18 protein-coding genes are annotated in these 20,257 nt (G+C 28.0%); 7 read left to right on the top strand and 11 right to left on the bottom strand.

Translation table 11 applies throughout. From position 1 onward, the window contains the following. Positions 1 to 139: 139 nt before the first annotated feature. The 3 genes from ACWJKP_RS20410 to ACWJKP_RS20400 all read right to left on the bottom strand — a co-directional run bounded on the left by ACWJKP_RS20410 (position 140) and on the right by ACWJKP_RS20400 (position 3,336). Complete coding sequence (locus ACWJKP_RS20410; protein ID WP_462961734.1) at positions 140 to 1,840, bottom strand: ABC transporter ATP-binding protein; 1,701 nt, start codon at positions 1,838 to 1,840, stop codon at positions 140 to 142. A gap of 67 nt (positions 1,841 to 1,907) precedes the next feature. Beyond that, the gene (locus ACWJKP_RS20405; protein ID WP_462961733.1) at positions 1,908 to 2,621 is read right to left on the bottom strand and encodes a thioesterase II family protein; all 714 of its coding nucleotides are present in this window, start codon (positions 2,619 to 2,621) and stop codon (positions 1,908 to 1,910) included. Between the two features lie 16 nt (positions 2,622 to 2,637). Continuing rightward, entirely contained in the window at positions 2,638 to 3,336 is a 699-nt protein-coding gene (locus ACWJKP_RS20400; RefSeq protein ID WP_462961732.1) for a 4'-phosphopantetheinyl transferase family protein, read from the bottom strand. Between the two features lie 725 nt (positions 3,337 to 4,061). Between ACWJKP_RS20400 and ACWJKP_RS20395 the strand changes: the two genes are divergently transcribed. Both ACWJKP_RS20395 and ACWJKP_RS20390 read left to right on the top strand, forming a co-directional pair. Then, a complete protein-coding gene (locus ACWJKP_RS20395; protein WP_462961731.1) occupies positions 4,062 to 4,217 on the top strand; it encodes a hypothetical protein in 156 nt (51 codons plus the stop codon). Between the two features lie 482 nt (positions 4,218 to 4,699). Then, the gene (locus ACWJKP_RS20390) at positions 4,700 to 5,323 is read left to right on the top strand and encodes a type II toxin-antitoxin system HicA family toxin (protein ID WP_462961730.1); all 624 of its coding nucleotides are present in this window, start codon (positions 4,700 to 4,702) and stop codon (positions 5,321 to 5,323) included. Positions 5,324 to 6,178: 855 nt separating this feature from the next. Here ACWJKP_RS20390 and ACWJKP_RS20385 read toward each other — a convergent pair. The 8 genes from ACWJKP_RS20385 to ACWJKP_RS20350 form a co-directional block, all read right to left on the bottom strand. Beyond that, positions 6,179 to 6,508, bottom strand: a complete 330-nt coding sequence (locus tag ACWJKP_RS20385) for a hypothetical protein (protein WP_462961729.1) — start codon at positions 6,506 to 6,508, stop codon at positions 6,179 to 6,181. 15 nt (positions 6,509 to 6,523) lie between these two features. Next, entirely contained in the window at positions 6,524 to 7,507 is a 984-nt protein-coding gene (locus ACWJKP_RS20380; RefSeq protein ID WP_462961728.1) for a ParM/StbA family protein, read from the bottom strand. A gap of 416 nt (positions 7,508 to 7,923) precedes the next feature. Beyond that, positions 7,924 to 8,151: a topoisomerase C-terminal repeat-containing protein gene (locus ACWJKP_RS20375; RefSeq protein WP_462961737.1), complete on the bottom strand. Its 228-nt coding sequence runs from the start codon at positions 8,149 to 8,151 to the stop codon at positions 7,924 to 7,926. A 64-nt stretch (positions 8,152 to 8,215) separates the two neighbouring features. Then, a complete protein-coding gene (locus tag ACWJKP_RS20370) occupies positions 8,216 to 11,170 on the bottom strand; it encodes a Tn3 family transposase (RefSeq protein WP_462961727.1) in 2,955 nt (984 codons plus the stop codon). A gap of 18 nt (positions 11,171 to 11,188) precedes the next feature. Next, on the bottom strand, positions 11,189 to 11,755 hold the full coding sequence (locus tag ACWJKP_RS20365) for a tyrosine-type recombinase/integrase (RefSeq protein WP_462961726.1): 567 nt from the start codon (positions 11,753 to 11,755) through the stop codon (positions 11,189 to 11,191). A 223-nt stretch (positions 11,756 to 11,978) separates the two neighbouring features. Beyond that, positions 11,979 to 12,173, bottom strand: a complete 195-nt coding sequence (locus ACWJKP_RS20360; RefSeq protein WP_462961725.1) for a transcription initiation factor TFIIIB — start codon at positions 12,171 to 12,173, stop codon at positions 11,979 to 11,981. A gap of 4 nt (positions 12,174 to 12,177) precedes the next feature. After that, entirely contained in the window at positions 12,178 to 12,549 is a 372-nt protein-coding gene (locus ACWJKP_RS20355; RefSeq protein WP_462961724.1) for a hypothetical protein, read from the bottom strand. A 378-nt stretch (positions 12,550 to 12,927) separates the two neighbouring features. Next, the gene (locus ACWJKP_RS20350; protein WP_462961723.1) at positions 12,928 to 13,308 is read right to left on the bottom strand and encodes a PadR family transcriptional regulator; all 381 of its coding nucleotides are present in this window, start codon (positions 13,306 to 13,308) and stop codon (positions 12,928 to 12,930) included. 600 nt (positions 13,309 to 13,908) lie between these two features. On the opposite strand from ACWJKP_RS20350, the gene ACWJKP_RS20345 reads away from it, so the two are divergent. The 5 genes from ACWJKP_RS20345 to ACWJKP_RS20325 all read left to right on the top strand — a co-directional run bounded on the left by ACWJKP_RS20345 (position 13,909) and on the right by ACWJKP_RS20325 (position 20,251). Next, complete coding sequence (locus ACWJKP_RS20345; protein WP_462961722.1) at positions 13,909 to 14,709, top strand: ParA family protein; 801 nt, start codon at positions 13,909 to 13,911, stop codon at positions 14,707 to 14,709. A gap of 1 nt (position 14,710) precedes the next feature. Next, a complete protein-coding gene (locus tag ACWJKP_RS20340) occupies positions 14,711 to 15,199 on the top strand; it encodes a hypothetical protein (protein WP_462961721.1) in 489 nt (162 codons plus the stop codon). A gap of 390 nt (positions 15,200 to 15,589) precedes the next feature. Beyond that, positions 15,590 to 16,726, top strand: a complete 1,137-nt coding sequence (locus ACWJKP_RS20335; protein ID WP_165413441.1) for a replication initiation protein — start codon at positions 15,590 to 15,592, stop codon at positions 16,724 to 16,726. 728 nt (positions 16,727 to 17,454) lie between these two features. After that, positions 17,455 to 18,429 carry an alpha/beta hydrolase gene (locus tag ACWJKP_RS20330; protein WP_462961720.1) on the top strand — a complete coding sequence of 325 codons (975 nt, stop codon included), beginning with the start codon at positions 17,455 to 17,457 and terminating at the stop codon, positions 18,427 to 18,429. Between the two features lie 4 nt (positions 18,430 to 18,433). Next, positions 18,434 to 20,251 (top strand): ATP-binding protein, encoded by a 1,818-nt coding sequence (locus tag ACWJKP_RS20325; RefSeq protein WP_462961719.1) that lies wholly within the window; start codon positions 18,434 to 18,436, stop codon positions 20,249 to 20,251. The last annotated feature ends 6 nt before the right edge of the window (positions 20,252 to 20,257 follow it).

Here is a 20,257-nt window from a genome sequence, read left to right as displayed (position 1 = left end):
TCCGCCTATAATTTTCCACATTAAAATTCTACATCTGTGGTCTGGATAATTCATATTTCATAATACATTTCCTTCCTTCTTCTATTCAATTAATAATATTTCATTTATTAAACTTTTTCGTACATTACTCATTGCCTTATCACATTTCTGATACATTATATAAAGAATAAAACTGTCCCCGTTTTTCTAATAATTCATCAAAGCTTCCCACCTCTGTTACTTTTCCATTCCCCATCATAATGATTGCATCATATTGCCTAAGTAACTCTTCATTTAATTTATGTGTTATAACAATTTTTGTTATTCCTTTAAACTGAAGAATCTCTTTTTCAACCATAGTTGCGGTAGTATTATCTAAAGAAGCCATTGCCTCGTCCATCATTAGTATTGGCGTTTCTTTTAATAAGCACCTTGCTATTGAAATACGCTGCCGTTCGCCGCCAGAAAGCTTGCTTCCATTTTCGCCGCACATATAGTCAATCCCCTTCGCCTGTATAAGCTCAACCAGCCCTGACCTCTCAACTGCAAGCCGTACCTTATCTTCATTGAATTTTTTATACATGGTAATGTTTTCTTCAATCGTTCCATCAAATATAAATACGTTTTGCTGGATAATAGATAGTAAATCGTATAAACTTTCCGACTTTATATCATTTATATTGACTCCATCAATCGTTATATCCCCTTGAAACTCAGGATAATAATCAAGGATTAACTGGAGCAGTGTAGATTTACCGCTTCCACTAATACCTACAATTACATAACTTTTTCCCTTTTCAATAAGTAAATTCAAGTTAGAAATAACAGAATTTCCTTCTTGATAGCCAAATGACACATTTTGAAATCGAATTTCATTTTTAAACTCGGATAGTTCTATTTCGCCACCCCTTCCCACATCTTCTTCAATCTGGTTTTCTATCTTATCAATCAACTTATTTGCTGCACCAATTTTACTGAGTAATGTAGGAATCACTTGTATTGGACCTATTACATAGTTAAGAAGCTGAATAAATGCCATAATCGTGCCTATTGTCATGACACCACGAATACAAAACACTGCTCCTACTGCAAACACCACAAACAGTACCATTGTCCCGGCCATGCCTGATAAAATACCTATCGTATCTTCTGAACTTTTTCTCTTCTTTTTAACTTGTTCAAGTCCTTTATTTGTTTTGTCAAACACTATCTGAATCTCATTCTCTGCCTTAAAACTCTTTATTACTGAAAAACCTGAAACCATATCCTTAACACAACCGATAAATCCTTCATTACTGTCCGAAAGTTCTTTTTCAGCTTTAATTACACGGTTTCCAAATAATACAGATACTATTACTGGAAATAAAGATGCAACTACCACACATAAAAACAGTATAGTATTTAATACAAGCATTACGCCCATACCACCAATTAGTAAAGAAAATTGTTTCACTAATGATATGATGGCTTCGATATAGTTGGTTTCAATTGATTTAACATCATTACTCAGTGCAGAAATATATTTGCTTGTAGCGCTTTGATTAAATGCATTAACATTTTTACAAAGCATTCTTTCAAAAACAAATTTTTTATAACCCATCAATGCCCTATAATAAAACATATTTCTGAAATGTTTCTCAATGAATCCAACAATTACATTAAGTACAACAAATATTACACCAGTTATTAACATTCGAATTAGATCATCCATCGTACCCTTCGTTGCTACATTAATTAAATTCATTAATAGAATTGCCACATATACATTAAATGCCATAAGAATTATTGACAATAATATAGTAGCTACAAAATATAGCTTGTTGTTTTTATAAAACTGTGCTTTATAGACTGATTTTTTCATTTTTTTCCACTACCTTCGCGTTCTTAGCTTCATGATTTTTCTTTTTCTTTCATCTGATCTACGTACCCTATTCTTGTTTTATTTGATTTTTTTCAGCCAATGTAGCATTTATAATACTAGTTATATTTTCAATATTGTTATTTATAAAAAAATGATTCCCCTCAAAGCTATAAACTTTGAAACCTCTACACACGTGATTTTTCCAAGCTAATATCTCTTCCAAATTAATAGAATCTTGTTTTCCATTTAAAATTGAAACAGCACACTCAATTTTTTCTTCTCTTTCTTTATAGGTATAGTTTTCTAAAATCTTAAAGTCACTTGTAATTATAGGAAGATATATTTCAAGTAACCCTTTGTTTTTCATCAACTCTTCTGGTGTTCCACCAATCTCCATTACTTTTTTCATAAAATAATAGTCTGGCAAAGTGTATATGTTTTCTCTTTTTTTTATTATACTTGGTGCTCCGTATCCTGAAAAAAATATATGTTTTGGTTTTCTAAGCTTTAACTCACTTAATTTATAATACAATTCATAAGCTAAAAGACTCCCCATGCTATGTCCATATATGGCGAATTCATCATCTACTATTTTTTCTTTAATATTTTTAAATATATCATCAACTGCTTCTTCTAAACTTTCATAGAAAAATTCATTAAATCTTTTTCCTCTTCCTTTTAACTCTATTGGAACTACTTGAATTAAAGGATTTAAGTTGTTTTTCCATTTATAATATATGCTTTCTGATCCCCCTGCATATGGTAAACAAAATAATCTCATTATTAATCTCACCCCCTTATTCACCTAGTTTGTAATACTCATCAATTAAAACAAACTGATCTATTACTATTATTTCATTTGGAATAACTTTATTTAGCGAACAAATAGCCATTTTATAACCTGCCTCAAGCTCAAATTGCTTAAATACATGTTCCTTACACTCATTATTAATACTCACTTTAATATCCTCATATTTATCTATACCAATAGAAAATGATTTTAATGGTATTGATAGACCTTGTCCACAATATTTAATGTAACTTTCTTTCAACGTCCATATTTCATAAAATTTACTTAATTGAATACCTAAATCCCCTTTAACAATATAATTAAATTCAATCACCGAGAAAAAGTTTTTAGCTAGCTCTTCATACTCAATGTACTTTACCTCTTCAATATCAATTCCTATTGGTTTATCATCAATTGCACATACCACAAAATCTCCAGAATGAGATATATTAAAATTGAATTTGGGCTGCCCTTTCAAATATGGTTTCGCATATTGATTTTTCTCGAATTTTATATGTTTATTCCCAATATTCAACTCTTCAGCAATTATAGTTCTTATCAATATTTCCCCAATTAGTGTTCTAACCTTATCTTTTTTATTAATAAATTTTTCAATTCTACATCTTTTCTCTGAATCAATAAATAAAGATATATTACCTAGCTCTTTTTCGCTAATATCTAAAGTCTTCACAGCATAGATTTTCATAAATCGCTCCATTATACATTTTTATTTATACCTAATATTTAAATACTCACTTTTTTGTTCGCAAATTCGTTCTTATTATACCTTACGCCTATTTAATAGTTTTTTTTGTAATAATTTGTATTAATATTGCATAATTTTTCGACAAATAATCCCTTTCCGAGAATATAATGTCATATTTTGTTTATTGAAAAGAAATTTTCGCGATTTTTATAATTTAATTTTATTATTATCCCACAAAAGCTTATAATTACTTCCAGACGTAGCACTTATGATATAATACGAATAACGCGTAAAATATACGTTAAGACGGTTATTACCGAAAATATATTTTTTTCAAAATATTCTAACTTAGAATTAATACTAAATAGTTCTAACTCGAAAAAGTATATAACATCACTGCAAAGCATTGATACATCTAGGGTTTAAATCACTAAATGATAAAGCTCTTACTTTTTCACTCAAAAAAAATTAGTTAAAGTACAATTATAGTATTGATAATACTGACTAAATGAAGGCTAAAAATGGCAAATAATAAAATGAAAAAAAGAAGCAAAACAGTAGATCCGATAAAAGTAAAAGAGAAATTCAGGCAGTAAAAAATTCAAGAGATTATACTATATTTGTTGTAGGTATAAATTCAGCTCTAAGAGTAATCGATATTGTAAAATTAAAATGGGAGGATGTTTTCTATGAAATTGGGGAACTAAAAAAAGAAATTAGGCTAATTGAAAAAAGACAAACAAACAGTTTTCCCTATAAATCACTCTATAAAAAAAGCTCTTTTAGAGTATTTTGAGTATATAGATAAGCCATCTGATGATGAATATATATTTAAATCAAGACAAGGAGGCAATAACCCTTTAGGTGTAAAAATGGCCTGAAGAATATTTAAAGACATACTGGATAATGTAAAGCTGAGTACTCATATAGGGACCCATAGTATGAGTACTACTTTTTGCTTTATGGCCTGGAATCAGGGTATACCAATTGAAATATGGAGAATTTTTAGCTAGCAAAGAGTGAAAATAATATATAAAACTTCCAAATAATGTATCCTTTTTAGCGCTTTTTTTAGTTCTTCTTGAATCTTCATTGAATTAATGTTCTCTTGTTTAGTTATTATTGCCATTCTGCTTATACCATTGTTATCATAATGACTCCTTCTTTGATATAATTAGGAATATGATTACATAAAAGGGTTATATTACGAAAAACACTATAGGTCTAGAAAATAAATTAGTAAAAGATTTTAAAACTATACAAATTGAAATTGAAGATTATTTAATTGAAAATGTGAGTGACATAATAGCGGAATTTGCAGATAAGAAAGGGAAAGAACACTATAATTTGATCAAGAAGTTATGTGATACCTAAAAAAACAATGTCTAAAATGACCACGTTTGAAAGCTTTAACATTAACATGATAGACTATGATACAAAATTAATTACTTTGAATTCTAAAATAGTAGAACAAGATGAATGTTTATATATATCTAGAGGTTTTTATGCTGAAGTTGCAAAAATTGCAGCCGATTTAACAAAAAATAAAATACACTACTTACTTTCTATAATCGATGTGTCAAAAGAGTTAGGGTTAGGTAAAACTACTGATATTCTTAATTTTAAAATTAAAATATTATTTGATAGAATAAAATATCTTCTAAATGATGCTATTCATGGGACTACATATACATATGAAGGAGAAGCCGAAAAATCAATTTCACCAATAAGATTAATAGTAGCTGAAAAAGTTGCTTTATATAATTTTTTTAGCATCAAAGAGCCTTTAGAAGTAACCATCAAGACCCATAATAAAAAAATTGATAGAATTATAAAAACTAGTAGATTTAAACCAGTAAGACAAAAGGGTTCACATAAAATATATTCTAATTTTGAAGGTAAATCTATTCCAGTTCCCCAACATTCTTTAGGGAAGGGTTTAAGTTGCAAAATTGAAAAACAAATACTTCAAAAAAATTATAAATAATAAGAGGGGTAGTAATTTCAGAATAAATATTAATTCTTCGGCACTCAAACTCTAACAGTTGAGTTAACATTTATGTACAATGTATGTTGGCTTTACCCGTAAATAACACATAAAATAAAGAGTGGAATAAAACTAGCTATATAAAAGATGTGAGTTCAATAAATTTATAGGTATAGCAGATTTAAGGATTAGATTGAATGAAGTTAAAATTTTTTTTTAGAAAAGGCAGCGGTTGTTAATATTACTATAAGTGATTATATAAAATATTGTTGTTTAATTAATCCACCAAAAGGCGGATTTGAAAGAGAGTCCGGTTATAAATAGTAGATATAATAAAAATAATTAATAACAAAACTATTATGAGAAAGAGGCGAAGGAGTCTACCATATGTATATTTGATGTGAATTTGCTGAAATAGGCACTCCATGTTTTGTAAATTTGATTTAGTACTTTTTCAAGAAATGCAATACAAAAATAATACTTATCTGGTGACAGCTATTTTCTTCATACCCCTAATAAAGAGATAAATCACCATTGGATGAATTTAAGCAGACAAAAAAATAACCTGTTTTTTTACGTACTACAGGACAAGAGAAATGGAAGTGGTCAACTAACATAGTAAATAACTACAGAATGTTAGTGACAAGGTGTCCATTGCTCTCGTCCTGTCTTTCTTGTCTTTTTATAAAAAAATCATATATTTGGATATCACCTAAACATATAAATACTTTTGTAATACTTTTGTATGTATTGTTTAGACTTTTTCCAAACCTTTTTGGAACCCCAAATGATACAATTTAATTGCGAATTAGGTGGCGCCCTTCGGGATTATACCTTATTTTATTTGTTTTTAATTTAATCATCTTCAATGTTAATTGAAGTTTCTAAGTTTGGGCTTACATCTTCTAAATTAAAATTAATTTCTTCTTTATCTATTGCTAATGGGATTGATAAAAGTTCTTTTTTTAACAATTCCATTTTTTTATTAACCAATTCCTCAACCATATTCATACTCATAGCATTTTCAATACTATCCTTATATTGTTCGTAAAATTTTATTGCATTACAAATATATTCTGTTACAACTAACCCCTCAGCTTTTTTAGAATCTAGTAAATCTTTTACAACTTGATTTTTTCTAGAAAAAGTTAATGTATAACCTCCACCCTGCTTTACACTCGGCATTACAACACCTTCTTTCTATTGTTTTTTTACATATTTAACATAAGCTATTCTGTATAACCCTTCTATAGATGCCCATTGTGGTTCAGATGGAATGTTTATTTCAGTTCCAATCACTTCTTTTAATGCACTTTCTATTTTAAGAACAGTTCCACCAACTGCAACAACTTCAATTAGATCTAAGTTATAACCACGCATTTTTAATTCTTCTTTCGCTTTTATTATAAAATCAATTTTGAATTTTTCAATTACTGATATTGTATTAGATTGTGGTTTTTTTAGTATTGTTAATACACCTTCATTTAACGCTCTTTCAGCATCCTCGAATAAAACATTTTTACCTCGTAAAGCCACCGCTAAAGTATCCGCTAAATCTATTATTAATCTATTACTACCAAATTCAATAGAAAATCTTGAAGAAGGTACTGCAACACTATTTTCAAAAATTGTAAAGTTCATATTTAGACCACCGAACCCAAGTAACGCAACTTTCTTATTTTGAAACCATTCAGGATTAAGATATAATATCCCACTATCTTCTGCTTTAATTGTTATTTCATCTATTGAGAACTCATAATTTTCATCATTAACATTAATTTTTATAACTCCATCGCCTTTGATAAAATTCTTATATTCTTCTTTTGCTTCAACGTTCTTTAAAATTGTGATAGGACAAGCTAGAACTATCTTAATATGATTGTCCTCTGTGTTTGGCTCTAAATATTTAGTTATAGCAACATACGCACATAATTTATGTAGCAATGAAGTTTTAGAAGTTTCGTTACTACTCTGCTCACCTTGTTCACCTACAATAAAAGTTTTTCCATCTAATTCAACTTTGTAAGAATTACCTTCCGCTTCAATAAAACCTTTTGCCATATCATACATTTTAGCCCTAAATTTTGTTCTTTTAATATCCTCAGGATTACCTTCCGTATTCCTCCCAATTGCCTTTAAATCGTATTTTCCTGCATCCAATGCCATAATTATAGTTTTTCCCATTTTTATAAATCCCCTTTCCCGCTTCAAAATTTATTATATACCTATATTATACCGAAACCAAAATAATTACAATAGCTGTATACCTAAATTCAAAATAAATTTCATTAAACTTAGGTATATTTTCAAAAAATACATTTATTCTATTAGTAAATATACCTGAATACTGATATTTAACACCTAAACCATACCTAAATAATATCTATAATAGTTATTATAACATACCTAAAGTTAAGGTATGTTATAGGTATATAATTTAAACTAATCTTTTGTTTATAGTCGCTATTTTAGATTTTAGAGTACTTTCAAAATTAGTAAGTCTTTTTATTTACCCTAATATTAGATGAAATAATTAGAACCACGGCTACAAAAAAATAAAGCAAAAACATCAAATAATTTTTCTTCTTTAATTACCACACTTAATTATTAAAATCGAATTTAACTTGTGTAATTTCTAACTTTAAAGAAGCATCAAATTTTTTTCCAGCTTTATTTTTAAAACCTTTTATTTTATTTGTCTTACCTTTTTCAATAAGCTGTATTGCTTGATTTTCTGTTAATTTTTTACCTGCTATGGTCTTCCAAATTGTTAATTTACAACCTTCCTTCCACTGATTACAACCAGGGGTAGCGTACGCAAAAGTGATATTTCGTACGCTAAGAAAAATGCAGCCCCATAAATGTAATTATTTAGGCTCAAAAGCGTTTTTATTAAAGATTTAAATCTTTTAAATCCCCATTTTGATTTAAATTAAACTTATACTCTCCTAGAAAATTTATATGCTTCCATCCAAGTGGTGATAGGTTATTTAAGAGACTTTCGTCAAATCCACCATTACTCTTTAGATAATCAACTGCCTTATTTAAATAAACACAATTCCAAATAGTTATTGCATTAATTATAATATTTAAAGCACTGGCACTTTGTAGTTGTTCTTGTAAAGCTCTTCTTCTAAATTCTCCAAATTTGCCAAAGAAAATAGCCCTTGCTAATGCATTCATAGCTTCACCTTTATTTAATCCTCTTTGAATGCGTCTTCTAAAGTTTTTATCAGATATATATTCCAATATAAATATTGTCTTCTCTATTTTACCCATTTCCCTTAATGCTTTTGCCATACTATTTTTTCTTGAGTAGGAGCCTAGTTTTTCTAGAATTAAGGATGCTGAGACTTTACCTATAGATATTGAATGTGCTAATTTTAATACAGATTCATAATCATCAGTTATTGATTTAACATTTATACGACCTTTAACAATATCATTAATTGTCTTATAGAACTCCTCAGTATCCTTAAAAGAAAACAAAACACATTCTGATATATCTCTTATTCTTGGAGCAAATTTAATTCCAAACAAATGAAATAATCCAAATATTTGATCTGTATATCCAGCTGTATCAGTATAATGTTCTTCTATTTGGAGCTCAGATTCATGTCCCAATATACCATCAAGCAAGTATAGCGAATCCCTTGTATTAGTAGCAATTACATTTATATTATAAGCAGAATATTGGTCACTTACATGACGATACATAGTAAGGCCTCTGCCTATTCCATAGTGCGGATTCTTATCAGCATAAATGGAGGAAACTCCAACTTCAACACGCATACCATCTGAGGATGAAGTTGATCCATCTCCAAAATACTGAGATAGGTCAAGGTGGTGCTGATAGTTTACAAGGGTAGCTTGAGCTTTTTTTAAAGCATCGTCATGGAGTCTCCATTCTGATATATTCGCCATTTGAGCATATGTAATATCTGATGTTGAATCTGCCATTTTTTGAACTCCTATATTTGTACCAAGTGCCATTATTGCTGCCATCAATATAGATATTTCCTCATTTTTAGGAGGCTTATCTGTAGATGCATGGGTTAAATGCTGTTCAAAATGAGTCCATTCTGAAACTTCTAAAAGTAATTCAGGAAGACTTATTTTAGGAATCATTCCATAAATCATAGAATTAAACTTTTCAGATTCTTCTGAAACATTCTTTTCCAATCTTTTTAATGAAATTTTACCGCCATCAATACTTGCATCTTCAAGATTTTTTGCGTTTTTTGATACATATTGTAACTTGTCTAATAACGTTTCTTTCCGTTCTTTTAAATAATCATCTATTGATAAACTTACAGAAATACCTACTTCATTTTTTAAGCAAGAACTCTTCCAGTCTTCATCGCTAATAAGATATTCATTTATATTTTTATGACGTTTACTATCACTAATCCATATGTCACCTGCATGAATTGCATTATTTAATTCAGTTAGAACTGCCATTTCATAATAGCGTTTATTTATTGTACCATCTTCATTACATACATGATTTTTCCAGCGTTTTGAAATAAACTCTACAGGAGCATCGTCAGGAATTTTCCGTTTGTTGTTATCATTCATATCTTTTATGACATTAACAGCATTTATTAAGGAGGTAGAATTATTTGATGGATGAAATTCTAAATTTTTAAAAAGAATTGGAGAATATTTTCTTAAATTCCCAAAACTACTATCTAGCAAATCAAGATAATCGTTGTTTGATGGTCGTATTATTTTTTCAGCACTATACGCAGATTCTTTAAATATTTCCCATTTCCCTAGATTTTCTAACTCTTTTGAAATATCTTTCTTTTCTGAAAGGGCAGTATCTATAGCTTTTACAAGTTTAACATGAAGCTGCATTATTTCATTTGCGGATTTTGAACTTTTTACATTCAGTTCATCCCTAAGCTTTAATCCTTTAGAATGTAGTGAAATCATAAGCTTTGAGTGTACTTGAATAGCTTGATCAATTAATTCTCCATTTAAATCAGTTAGAAAAACTACCAATATCGAATATCTCTTAATTTCTTCAAAACGACGTAATGCATATGCATCATATTTATATCCAAGTCTTGATAGATAGCGTAATTTGTTTGGATGTATTGATTTTATATTAATATTTATTTGAAGACTTTTTATATAGTTTATTCTATCAATTATTTCTTTAAATGTTTTGGCCGAAGGATTTAATGGAGCACTTTTTATCCATGATAAATATGTTGTTATCGTATCGTTCATTGGCGTTAATATAGCATTAAGACGTTTTTTTTGCTCTAATGTTATGTTTTCTGTTAAAGATTTAAATGTAATGTTATCAGCATTTTCACGAGCAAACCAAACAATACTTTCTATAGTTATCATTGCAGGAAATATTATTTTAGCTTTCTTTAATATTTCTAGAGCCTTTTTTATGAGAAAAGTTGAATTATCATTTTCCATAGCATAATTTAAGATTTCCTCAAATAAAAATTTATCTTCATCCTTTAAGAAATTTTTATATCCATATTCAATGCATATTTCTTCTAAGTGTTCTCTTTTTGTAGTATCTCTTTCAGCATACGAATTAAATACCTTAGGCTCTAAATCTAATTGATCCGCAATATATTTAACAACTGAATAAGGAATATTTTTTATGTTAGAAATAGAAGAGCCTGGATATCTAAGCAAAGCTAGTTGCAGAGCGAATCCTAATTTGTTAAAATCTTTTCTGTGTTTGTTTATTATTTCAATATCATCAATTGATAACATATAAAATACACTCATTTGATGTTCATTTTTTTCAAATGGAATACTTATAAGTTCTTCTCTTTGTTGCTGAGTAAGCAACTCTCTTCTGTTTAAAATCATATAAAAATTACTCCTTTGTTAAAATTGAACTAAGCTATAAAGTTCATCCTTAGCCACCTGATCTATTCCTATGTATCTTAATGTGATCTTCTGGCTACTGTGATTGAATGTGTCCATAATTAACCCTATATTATATCTGCTTACTTTGTAGGTCCAATAACCCCAGGTCTTTCTTAAAGAATGGGTACCGAAGTTTTCTATACCTATACTTACAGCTGCATTTTTTAATAATCTATAGGCTTGTGTAACACTTATATGCTCATTTAAGCCCTTTCTACTTCTAAAGATATAATTATCGTGTCCGAGCTTATTTTGTTTTATATAGACATTTAACGCTTTTTTAATGCTGTCATTTAGCTTTATCTTCTTTTCTTTATTTGTTTTTTGCTCCTGCAGCACAAAGTAATCTTTAAAATTAAACTTTTCCGTTAAAATATCACTTACCTTCACCTTAACTACATCACTTATTCTAAGTCCAGTGTTCAACTGGAACTTGGCCATGATCCAATCCCTTTCATTTTTTCCTTTTAGGTAAGTAAGTAAATCATTTATCTTCTTTTTATCTTTTAAGGGTTCTACTATCATAAATTCACTCCTAAAAAGTGTCCCAAAGGGCACAGAATCAATGTACTATATTTATAATATATCATATAAAACAATACATTCAAATATACAATAAGAAAAAAGGCTTTAGTTAAATCTACTATAAGCCCTTATATATAAACGCTTTATGCTATTTTTACGAATGTAAGGTTTTAAGTAAAATCGTACATTCGGTTACAACGTAATTTAAGAAAAAGGTGAATTATCACTTAAATTTCTCTGGTGCTGATGCTCTCATATTTAAAATATAACCACATCTTGTACATACCTCTGCACTCACTTCTGACCCATTCATAATTTTGAAAAATGCATCAATAGGATATAATTTTGCATTAATATCAAGTTTAGCCTGTGCAATCTTTTCACAACCACAGTCTGGACATTTCTTTTCTCGTTCCATTAACTTATCCTCCTGAAATATTTATTAATGGCTGTAAGGTCTTTGCTTTGTTGTTTATTATCAAGTCATTATATACAAATATAATAGTGACAATAAAACCTAATACACCAAAACCAATATTTAGAACTTTATTTTCTATAAATCCCTCTATGATAGGCATTCCTACGAAAAAATAAATCATAATTAAAGGGTATGCTAATTTTCGTAGTTTTTTAGTTTTTATATAATCAGTCATACTAATAATAAATAAAAGTATAGTAGATATTATTACCATTATTGTTGGTAATTCTATTTTCATAAATATCATCATAAATTCAGATATACCAAGAATAAATAAAAGTAATGTTAATATCATTGTTATCGATTTAAATTTCATAAAAATCATCTCCATTCTACATCATTATTAAATATATATGATGGTATAAATTACTTTATGAATAAACTAATTGTTAAATAATTACATAATTTTGTTATTAATATATAATTTTACCCCAAATATTACATGCTTAACATAATAATTTAAGTTTTAAATTAAGAAGTAATATTTTTACATTTATGGAGTTGTATTTCTCTTAGCGTACGAAATATCATTTTTGCGTATGCTACCCCATATAAGACGCCTAAAATCCACATTAGTAATATATTTTGCCTGCCCCTAATATACCTTTTTGGTGGGATAGGCAAAACTACCCTTAAACAAAAAACAGGTTGTCAATTATGACATTGTCATAATTGACAACCTGTTTTTTGTATTTTATTTACTAGTATAAATTTTATTTAATACTCCTTGTGTAATAGCAAGAGATTCATCTAATAACGGCTTATACATTAATTTTATAAAGTTAAAATGCTTTATTCCTTCATCTGTAATTCTATAATTTCTGCGAGTCTTTTTATCAGGTTCATCCCACCAACCCACTAACCACATGTTTTCTTCCATGTGGCGCAGTAATGGATATATTAATCCATTACTGGGTTTCCACATGTAATTCATTTCAGCTTCTATCTTAGCTGATAATTCATACCCATAGCAGCTCCCATCTTTAATTAAAAAATCTAAAATTAAAATCTTTAATATATTAGTGCTGTTTAATTTTGACGACTGTCTATTACGTACACCACCTAAATCACTCATTACATTAACCACCACCTTTTTTTAAACATATATCCGTACATATTAAACTACGCTCTAATTTCATCCCAATAATTTGTTCTCTAGCTCTCCTTGAAATCATATTCACGCTTACTATATCCAAAATACCATTCTGTTTTGGTGATAAATCATAGATAGCTTAAATTAAACTATCTGGTCTAACAGTTATATATTTACCCTTCTTTTTAAATGTAAATTTTAACCTCATATGTATTTTACACCATCTACTAGTTAATATAATTAGAGTATATAAAGTTACCAATATAATGTCAAGTAACCTTTTACTTACCAGGCTTCCTTAAAATATAAATGTATTATTACATTTTTTTCATAATATAATAATTACTAAATTAAAACACTTTATAAAATAAAAATATATCTTTATTTTATAAAGTATTTTAATTGTATTGTATAAAATATTTTATATTGTATTTTATTTATATAATATATTTTATTTGTATTGTATATACTATTGTAATATACTTATATTAATTATTTTAAGGCAAAATACCATTTTAATTTATAACAAAATATGTTAAAATAAAATAATAAAATACATTTATAATAAAGGAGAAGAAATTAATGGTTAATCCAAAGATATTATCATTCACAACCATGAAAGGTGGCACAGGTAAAACCAATGTTGCATTTAATTTAGTAGGTTTCCTTGCCAAGGAAAATAAGAAAGTTCTAGTAATAGATTTCGATTCTCAAGGAAATATGACTAGTAATTTCAATATAAGTCAATTTACAGAAAGGTACGATTCCATAAGTAATGTTCTAAAAAATGATATTGCTCCTATAAATGTAATTTTAGAAAAACCTATTGCTGATATGCCTACTGTAGATTTGATACCTAGTGACAAAGGACTTACCGCTACAGAAATGGAACTTATATCTGTAACGCTGAGACATGGAATTATGAAAAAATGGATGAAGAAGAACGAAGAGTATCTTTCTAAATATGACTATGTTATCTGTGATACTCCTCCTGCTATGAGTATTTCCAATTTGAATGCTTTATTTATTTCAGACAGTATTATTATTGTCACAGAGATTGGAATGCACAGCATTCAAGGAGCAATGAATATAATGAGTCAATGGGATTCTCTCTGTAATGAACTTGAAATAGAAAATAATATTTGTGGCTTGTTAATAAATAAATATGATAAACGGATTAAGATTTCAAAAGATTTTATACATTATGTTCATCAAAACCCTATACTTAAAGAATTATCATTTGACACTATAATTCCAAACAATATAAGATTACAAGAAACATCGTTAGTGAATTTACCTATTAGCTACTATGATGTGAAGAATGCAGGTTATCTAGCATATGTAGAATTTGTAAAAGAATTAAAAGAAATTGAGGCGATATAAGATGGCAATAAAAAAAGGAACTAAAATTAAAAGTATGTTTACTAATGAAAATGTTCTAGGCTTAAAAGAACACAATTCGCTATTACAAAAAAAAGAAGAAGTACTTACCTCTGCACCTGAGGTAGAAAAGGTAAATAAAACTGACATCGTGGCAGGTGACCCTTCTAAATCTAAACCTAAGAGAGATACAGTCCCTAAAAAAGTAATTAATAAAACTAAATCAAAAAAAGAAACGACTGAAAGAAAGGACGAATCTAAGGAAACCAAGGTGGTTGATGATAATTCTCCAATACAACTTAAATTGAAGACACAGAATAGAGATAAGAAAAAATATGCAACTTTTTTTATGAGGGAATCTACGATAGCCTTAATCGCTGAATATGCAGGTCGTGGGGCAGGGAAAGATAGGACAGGGTATGATAAGTCGGAGTTTGTTGATTTGATAATTGTAAAGGCTATAAACGCCTTAAGATTTAATAAGGAAGAGTAGAAAAGATACTCAAATAAATATATGCTGTATTTAATAAGCATATATTTATTTTTCTAAAAGAATACGGTATAATCTTATTAATAATATATAGGCCTAATTTATAAGTTATCCACAGATTTCTTAAACCACAACAAAATCCTCGTGTAGTAGTTTAAGAAGGTTTAAAAAAGTTTAAAAGAGTTTAAAAGAGTTTCTTTTCAATCGGACAGTTGGTATGAGTGGCACGAACTGGCGTGTCCACAACAAAAACCTACTAATGTGCAACAAAAACCTACCTTTTAATAACAAAAACCTACTAAACTACAACAAAAAAATACCAATACGCAACAAAAACCTACTAGTTATTAGAATATTCTAATAACTTACAGGAAACTTAGGAGGAGTGGAGCAGTGATAATTAAAAAACAAGAAATTGTGAAAAGAGAAATTGTAAAATCAAATAATCTAATTGAAGGTAGCTATAAACTAACAACATCTGAGAATAGGTTGATAGACCTTGCATTATCTAATCTTGAAGTTGTCATGTTAGATAAAAATTTATCTGCTGAAGATGTAAGGTCACTTATAAAACAAAAGGATTTTGAATTACTTTATGTATATGTTTCAGATTACAAAAAAGAATATAATATTAAAAATAATACTATATACTCGGAGTTAGTAGAGACTGCAAATAGGTTATATAACAGGAATATTACATATCTTGAAAACAATGATTTAATTAAGAAAAGATGGGTTATAACCTGCAAGATAGCTGAAGACAGAAGTGCAGTTGCCCTTCAGTTTCACCCAGACTTAATTTCTGATTTATTAGTATTTAAAAGTGATTATACAAGATTCGATTTTGATGTTAAGAAATATATAAGAAGTTACTATGCTTGTAGAATATACGAATTATTAAAGCAGTATCAAACATTTGGTCAAAGAATCTTTGAAGTGGGACAACTGAGGTTTTTGTTGGGAATAGAAGATACTGAATATCCTCAGTACTCTAATTTTAAACAAAGAATTTTAAAACCTTCTGTAATTCAGATTAACAAAGTTACAGATTTATATATCGAATTAGATGACAGCCTGTATAAAGTGAATAAAAAGGTTCAGAAGGTAAAATTTAAAATGGTAAAACAATCAGTAAACTTCCAAGGAAGGGAACAAATAAGTTTCCTTGATAATGCAGATACAGTTCCCTCGGAATATAATGAATATAACGTTGTAAAAGAGTTCAGAGAACTTTTAGGAGTTACAATAAGTCCAAAACAAATTGATAAACTTGTTGAAAAGACATCTATTTCAATTAAAAAAAATCAGTTGAAGGTATCTATCAGACAGTACATAAAAGAAAAAAAATTAGTAATAGATGAGTATGGAAAAAATAATGAGATAAAATCTTATTTAGGTGCTATGATGAGAGCAATTGAAGGAAATTGGACTTTGACATATAAAGAAACTAAGGGTGGGTTTAATGATTATGAACAAAGAGAATATGATTTTGATGATTTAGAAAAAAAGCTGTTAGGATGGGATGTTTAATGTTGGTACAGGCTCTCAAAGTAGCCTCAGATGAAGAGTAACCCAACAGAATCCTCGCATTTGTATGTTTGAACAATTTATACACAACAAAAACCTACCTATTAAGATTCGGTTTTATATGTATTTTGATACATAATGAATTAAAAAGGTAGGTTTTTGTTGTGTATGACCTATTTTAATTTAAAAAGGTAGGAATGTGTTGAGTTAAATTTCTCAAAAGGTAAGTTATTGTTTTTTATGATATAAAAGCGAGGAAGTTGTTGTGGATAAAATTTTGTTGGATTTTTATCATATAAGTATAACAAAAACATACCTAGATATAGTCTAAAACAACAACTGTGGGTGTTCTCTATTTATATTCTAGCCGTTGATAGAAATAGGTGAATATGTGATTCATTGGCCGCTGCATGAAACTACTGAAGCGTTTGAAACACTAACGAACTTTTGTTTGTTACTATCCTTCTATAGGGGTACCATTCCTTCAGTCGGTCTAATCATCAATATCATTATATTTCTATTTATTCAATGAAATGTTCTTAACATAATGACAGAGAGGCTGTATATCAATTGGTTGACTGTGAAAATAGTTTGTGTCTATAATTGTACTAATAAATTTAGTTTATTACGTTGAGATCAGTATGAATTAATTAGATGAAAAAATAAAGAGTTTAAATTGCTTTATCCTTGATAAGGGAGTTTTATATATATAACAGGAGGGTAATATCAAAATGAAAATAATTTCAAATATAGCCGATAGTTACGGTTTATATAGTCTTCATAAAAAATATAGTGAAAAGGATCAGTTTAATTATGTGGAGGAAGAGGTCATTACTTTTAATAGTGATTTCTCGAAATTTTATAAGAAACCAACTTTACCAAAAATATATTATGAAAAAGATAAAATTGAAAAGGATTATGAAGTAGGCAAAATAAAATTTTTAAGTGAAGTGGGAAATGGATACAGTAATAAAGACACTATATTTCATTATAGAAAAAATTTAGTTGCAGATAATAATATAAATGTTATTTTTGTACATGGTTGGAGAGCAGATGATCTAAATAGATTAGGAAAAGTGTTTTTAGATAGTTTTATTGAAAGAAGGTATAACATTTATAATTATGTCTTACCTTTTCATATGGAAAGATCGCCAGATACATCTTTATATAGTGGAGAATACTTTGTAAGTGCAGATGTAAACAGAACCCTAAAGTCTGAACAACAAGCTGTAAGTGATATTAGAGCTTTAATAAATTACATTAAAACTGAAAAAAAAGGTAAAGTTATAATTATTGGTTTGAGTTTAGGTGGAATAACTACTAACTTATTAAGTGAAGTCGAAGAAAATATTGATGTACTAATATCTTTGTTTTATGCTAATAATTTATCATATACAATATTTGAAACAGAGGCTGGGAAGTATATTAAAAAAGATTTTTTAAAAAATAATTTTAATTATAGTTTATTAAAAAAAAGTTGGGAAATTATTAATCCAAGTTTAAGGAAACCAGTAATAGACCTTAGTAAAATACTTCTTGTATCAGGTAAGTATGATAAATATGTTATAGACAAGGATACAGATGTTTTATGGGAAAATTGGGGGAAACCAAAAAGATATGTGTATGGTTGCGGTCATTCCGGAATTGTATTTTCCAAAAACAAAATTAAAAAAGATGTTTTAGAATTTATAGATAAGAGAGTGTAGTATTATGATATTAACAAGTATTGGTTTATTTTTAGTGGCAATTATTATTCTTATAAAAGATTATAAAACAGAATCAACAAAATTGATGGCAGCAGTGTGCTTTTTTTCAGGATTAGGTATATTTGCTGTAGTCTGTGAAGAACCTATAAAGGAATATTTAGTAACTCGAGGTGCTAGTCAAGAAACTTTTAAATTAATTACTTATATCAGTGCATTACTGTCTAATATTGCTCATTATATGGGTCCATACTTTATGTTGATTTATGGCCTAGCTTATGCAGATATAATTAAAAAAAATAAAAAGACAATATATATTATACTATTTATACCTTCAATTATTTGCTTTATAAGTTTTCCTATAGTGGGTAATCACTTAAAAACACCGAGTCAATTAGAGTTATATTTTAAACAACTTAGTATTTGGTGTGTTCCATACATTTTAGGTGGAGCTTTTTTTATAGTTTACTCATATTTAAAAGAAAAATCATATTCAATTAAAAAATATAAGTTAGTAAATGCAAGTATTGTTGCACCATTTTTCGTTTATTGTGCTTTGGCGAATTTTATATTAAGAAGTTTTGGCATAGATCAAGCTTTGAGAGTTTATCCAATAGTATTTTTTGTTCAATTCACAGGATTTATATATTTTGCATATAAATATGGCATATTTGGTGTAAGATTAAAATTTCATAAATATATGTTCGAATTTGAGGATGTATTACAACTTGTATCAGATTCAGTCTTAGTTTTAGATGAAAAATTGAATATTATAGAAGTTAATAAAGCTTTTTCAGGAAATTTTTTAATAAAAGATAGAGAATATAATAGTTTTTATGACATAATGAATTGTAGTAAATTAATTAAGTGTAAGAATAAATTAATAAATCTAATCGATGAATCAAAAGCTAATAATATTGTTAAAATCATTGAAATAATAATAGAAAATAAGTCTGATGAAAAAAATTTTGAGGTGCAAACTAATCCTATAATTCTTAATCATGAATATTTCGGTATAGTTCTCTTATTTAAAGATATTACTTTATATAAAAAGAATTTAGAACTCTTTAAACAAAATCAATTTGAAATAATTGAGAAAGAACGACTATTATCATTAAATCAATTAATTGGAGGGATAGCTCATAATTTAAAAACTCCATTGCTGAGTTCTGCTGGTGGTATTCAAATAATTAAGAAAAATACGACAAAGATTTATGAATCCATACGAACTGAATATACTGATTTTGAGTATGTTACTAAATTGATGAATGAAGTTAATGACTGGCAAAACAGAATATCAGAATACTTAATATATATGTCTGATGTAATTACTACAGTGAAAGGTCAAGTAAAGGAATTTGAACAGAGTGGCGAAGATAAATTTTCTATAGAAGAAGTTATAAATAAAATTAAATTGTTTATGAGCTATGAATTTAAAAAATATAATTGTACATTAGTTGAGAAAATAGATATTAGTTATGACAAAGTAATTAAAGGCAGTATTAATTCACTTTTACAGGTTTTTAATATTCTTTTAACTAATGCTATAGATGCGAGTGAAGAGAATGAGGATGAAAATATAATAACTTTAGGTGCATATGAAAAAAACAAAGAAATTATATTCTATGTTAAAAATGTAGGAAAGAAAATACCTACTAAAGTTCAAGAAAATATATTTAAAAAAATGGTAACTACAAAAGGTAATAAAGGAACTGGACTTGGGTTATATATATCTAAATCAATAATAACGGGTAGATTTAATGGTAAAATAAGCTTTGAGACAAATGATAAGGAAACAACTTTTTTTGTGAAAATACCTTTTTAATATAAG

It is taken from the genome of Clostridium sp. CM037 (genome assembly GCF_055081095.1).
This window is presented reverse-complemented; position numbering and strand designations above follow the sequence as displayed.

What these genes read in the sequence shown, in the direction of transcription:
- ACWJKP_RS20410 (WP_462961734.1), bottom strand. Translation starts at nt 1,840, where the DNA reads ATGAAAAAATCAGTCTATAAAGCACAGTTTTATAAAAACAACAAGCTA.
- ACWJKP_RS20405 (WP_462961733.1), bottom strand. Translation starts at nt 2,621, where the DNA reads ATGAGATTATTTTGTTTACCATATGCAGGGGGATCAGAAAGCATATAT.
- ACWJKP_RS20400 (WP_462961732.1), bottom strand. Translation starts at nt 3,336, where the DNA reads ATGAAAATCTATGCTGTGAAGACTTTAGATATTAGCGAAAAAGAGCTA.
- ACWJKP_RS20385 (WP_462961729.1), bottom strand. Translation starts at nt 6,508, where the DNA reads ATGCCGAGTGTAAAGCAGGGTGGAGGTTATACATTAACTTTTTCTAGA.
- ACWJKP_RS20380 (WP_462961728.1), bottom strand. Translation starts at nt 7,507, where the DNA reads ATGGGAAAAACTATAATTATGGCATTGGATGCAGGAAAATACGATTTA.
- ACWJKP_RS20370 (WP_462961727.1), bottom strand. Translation starts at nt 11,170, where the DNA reads ATGATTTTAAACAGAAGAGAGTTGCTTACTCAGCAACAAAGAGAAGAA.
- ACWJKP_RS20365 (WP_462961726.1), bottom strand. Translation starts at nt 11,755, where the DNA reads ATGATAGTAGAACCCTTAAAAGATAAAAAGAAGATAAATGATTTACTT.
- ACWJKP_RS20360 (WP_462961725.1), bottom strand. Translation starts at nt 12,173, where the DNA reads ATGGAACGAGAAAAGAAATGTCCAGACTGTGGTTGTGAAAAGATTGCA.
- ACWJKP_RS20355 (WP_462961724.1), bottom strand. Translation starts at nt 12,549, where the DNA reads ATGAAATTTAAATCGATAACAATGATATTAACATTACTTTTATTTATT.
- ACWJKP_RS20350 (WP_462961723.1), bottom strand. Translation starts at nt 13,308, where the DNA reads ATGAGTGATTTAGGTGGTGTACGTAATAGACAGTCGTCAAAATTAAAC.
- ACWJKP_RS20345 (WP_462961722.1), top strand. Translation starts at nt 13,909, where the DNA reads ATGGTTAATCCAAAGATATTATCATTCACAACCATGAAAGGTGGCACA.
- ACWJKP_RS20340 (WP_462961721.1), top strand. Translation starts at nt 14,711, where the DNA reads ATGGCAATAAAAAAAGGAACTAAAATTAAAAGTATGTTTACTAATGAA.
- ACWJKP_RS20330 (WP_462961720.1), top strand. Translation starts at nt 17,455, where the DNA reads ATGAAAATAATTTCAAATATAGCCGATAGTTACGGTTTATATAGTCTT.
- ACWJKP_RS20325 (WP_462961719.1), top strand. Translation starts at nt 18,434, where the DNA reads ATGATATTAACAAGTATTGGTTTATTTTTAGTGGCAATTATTATTCTT.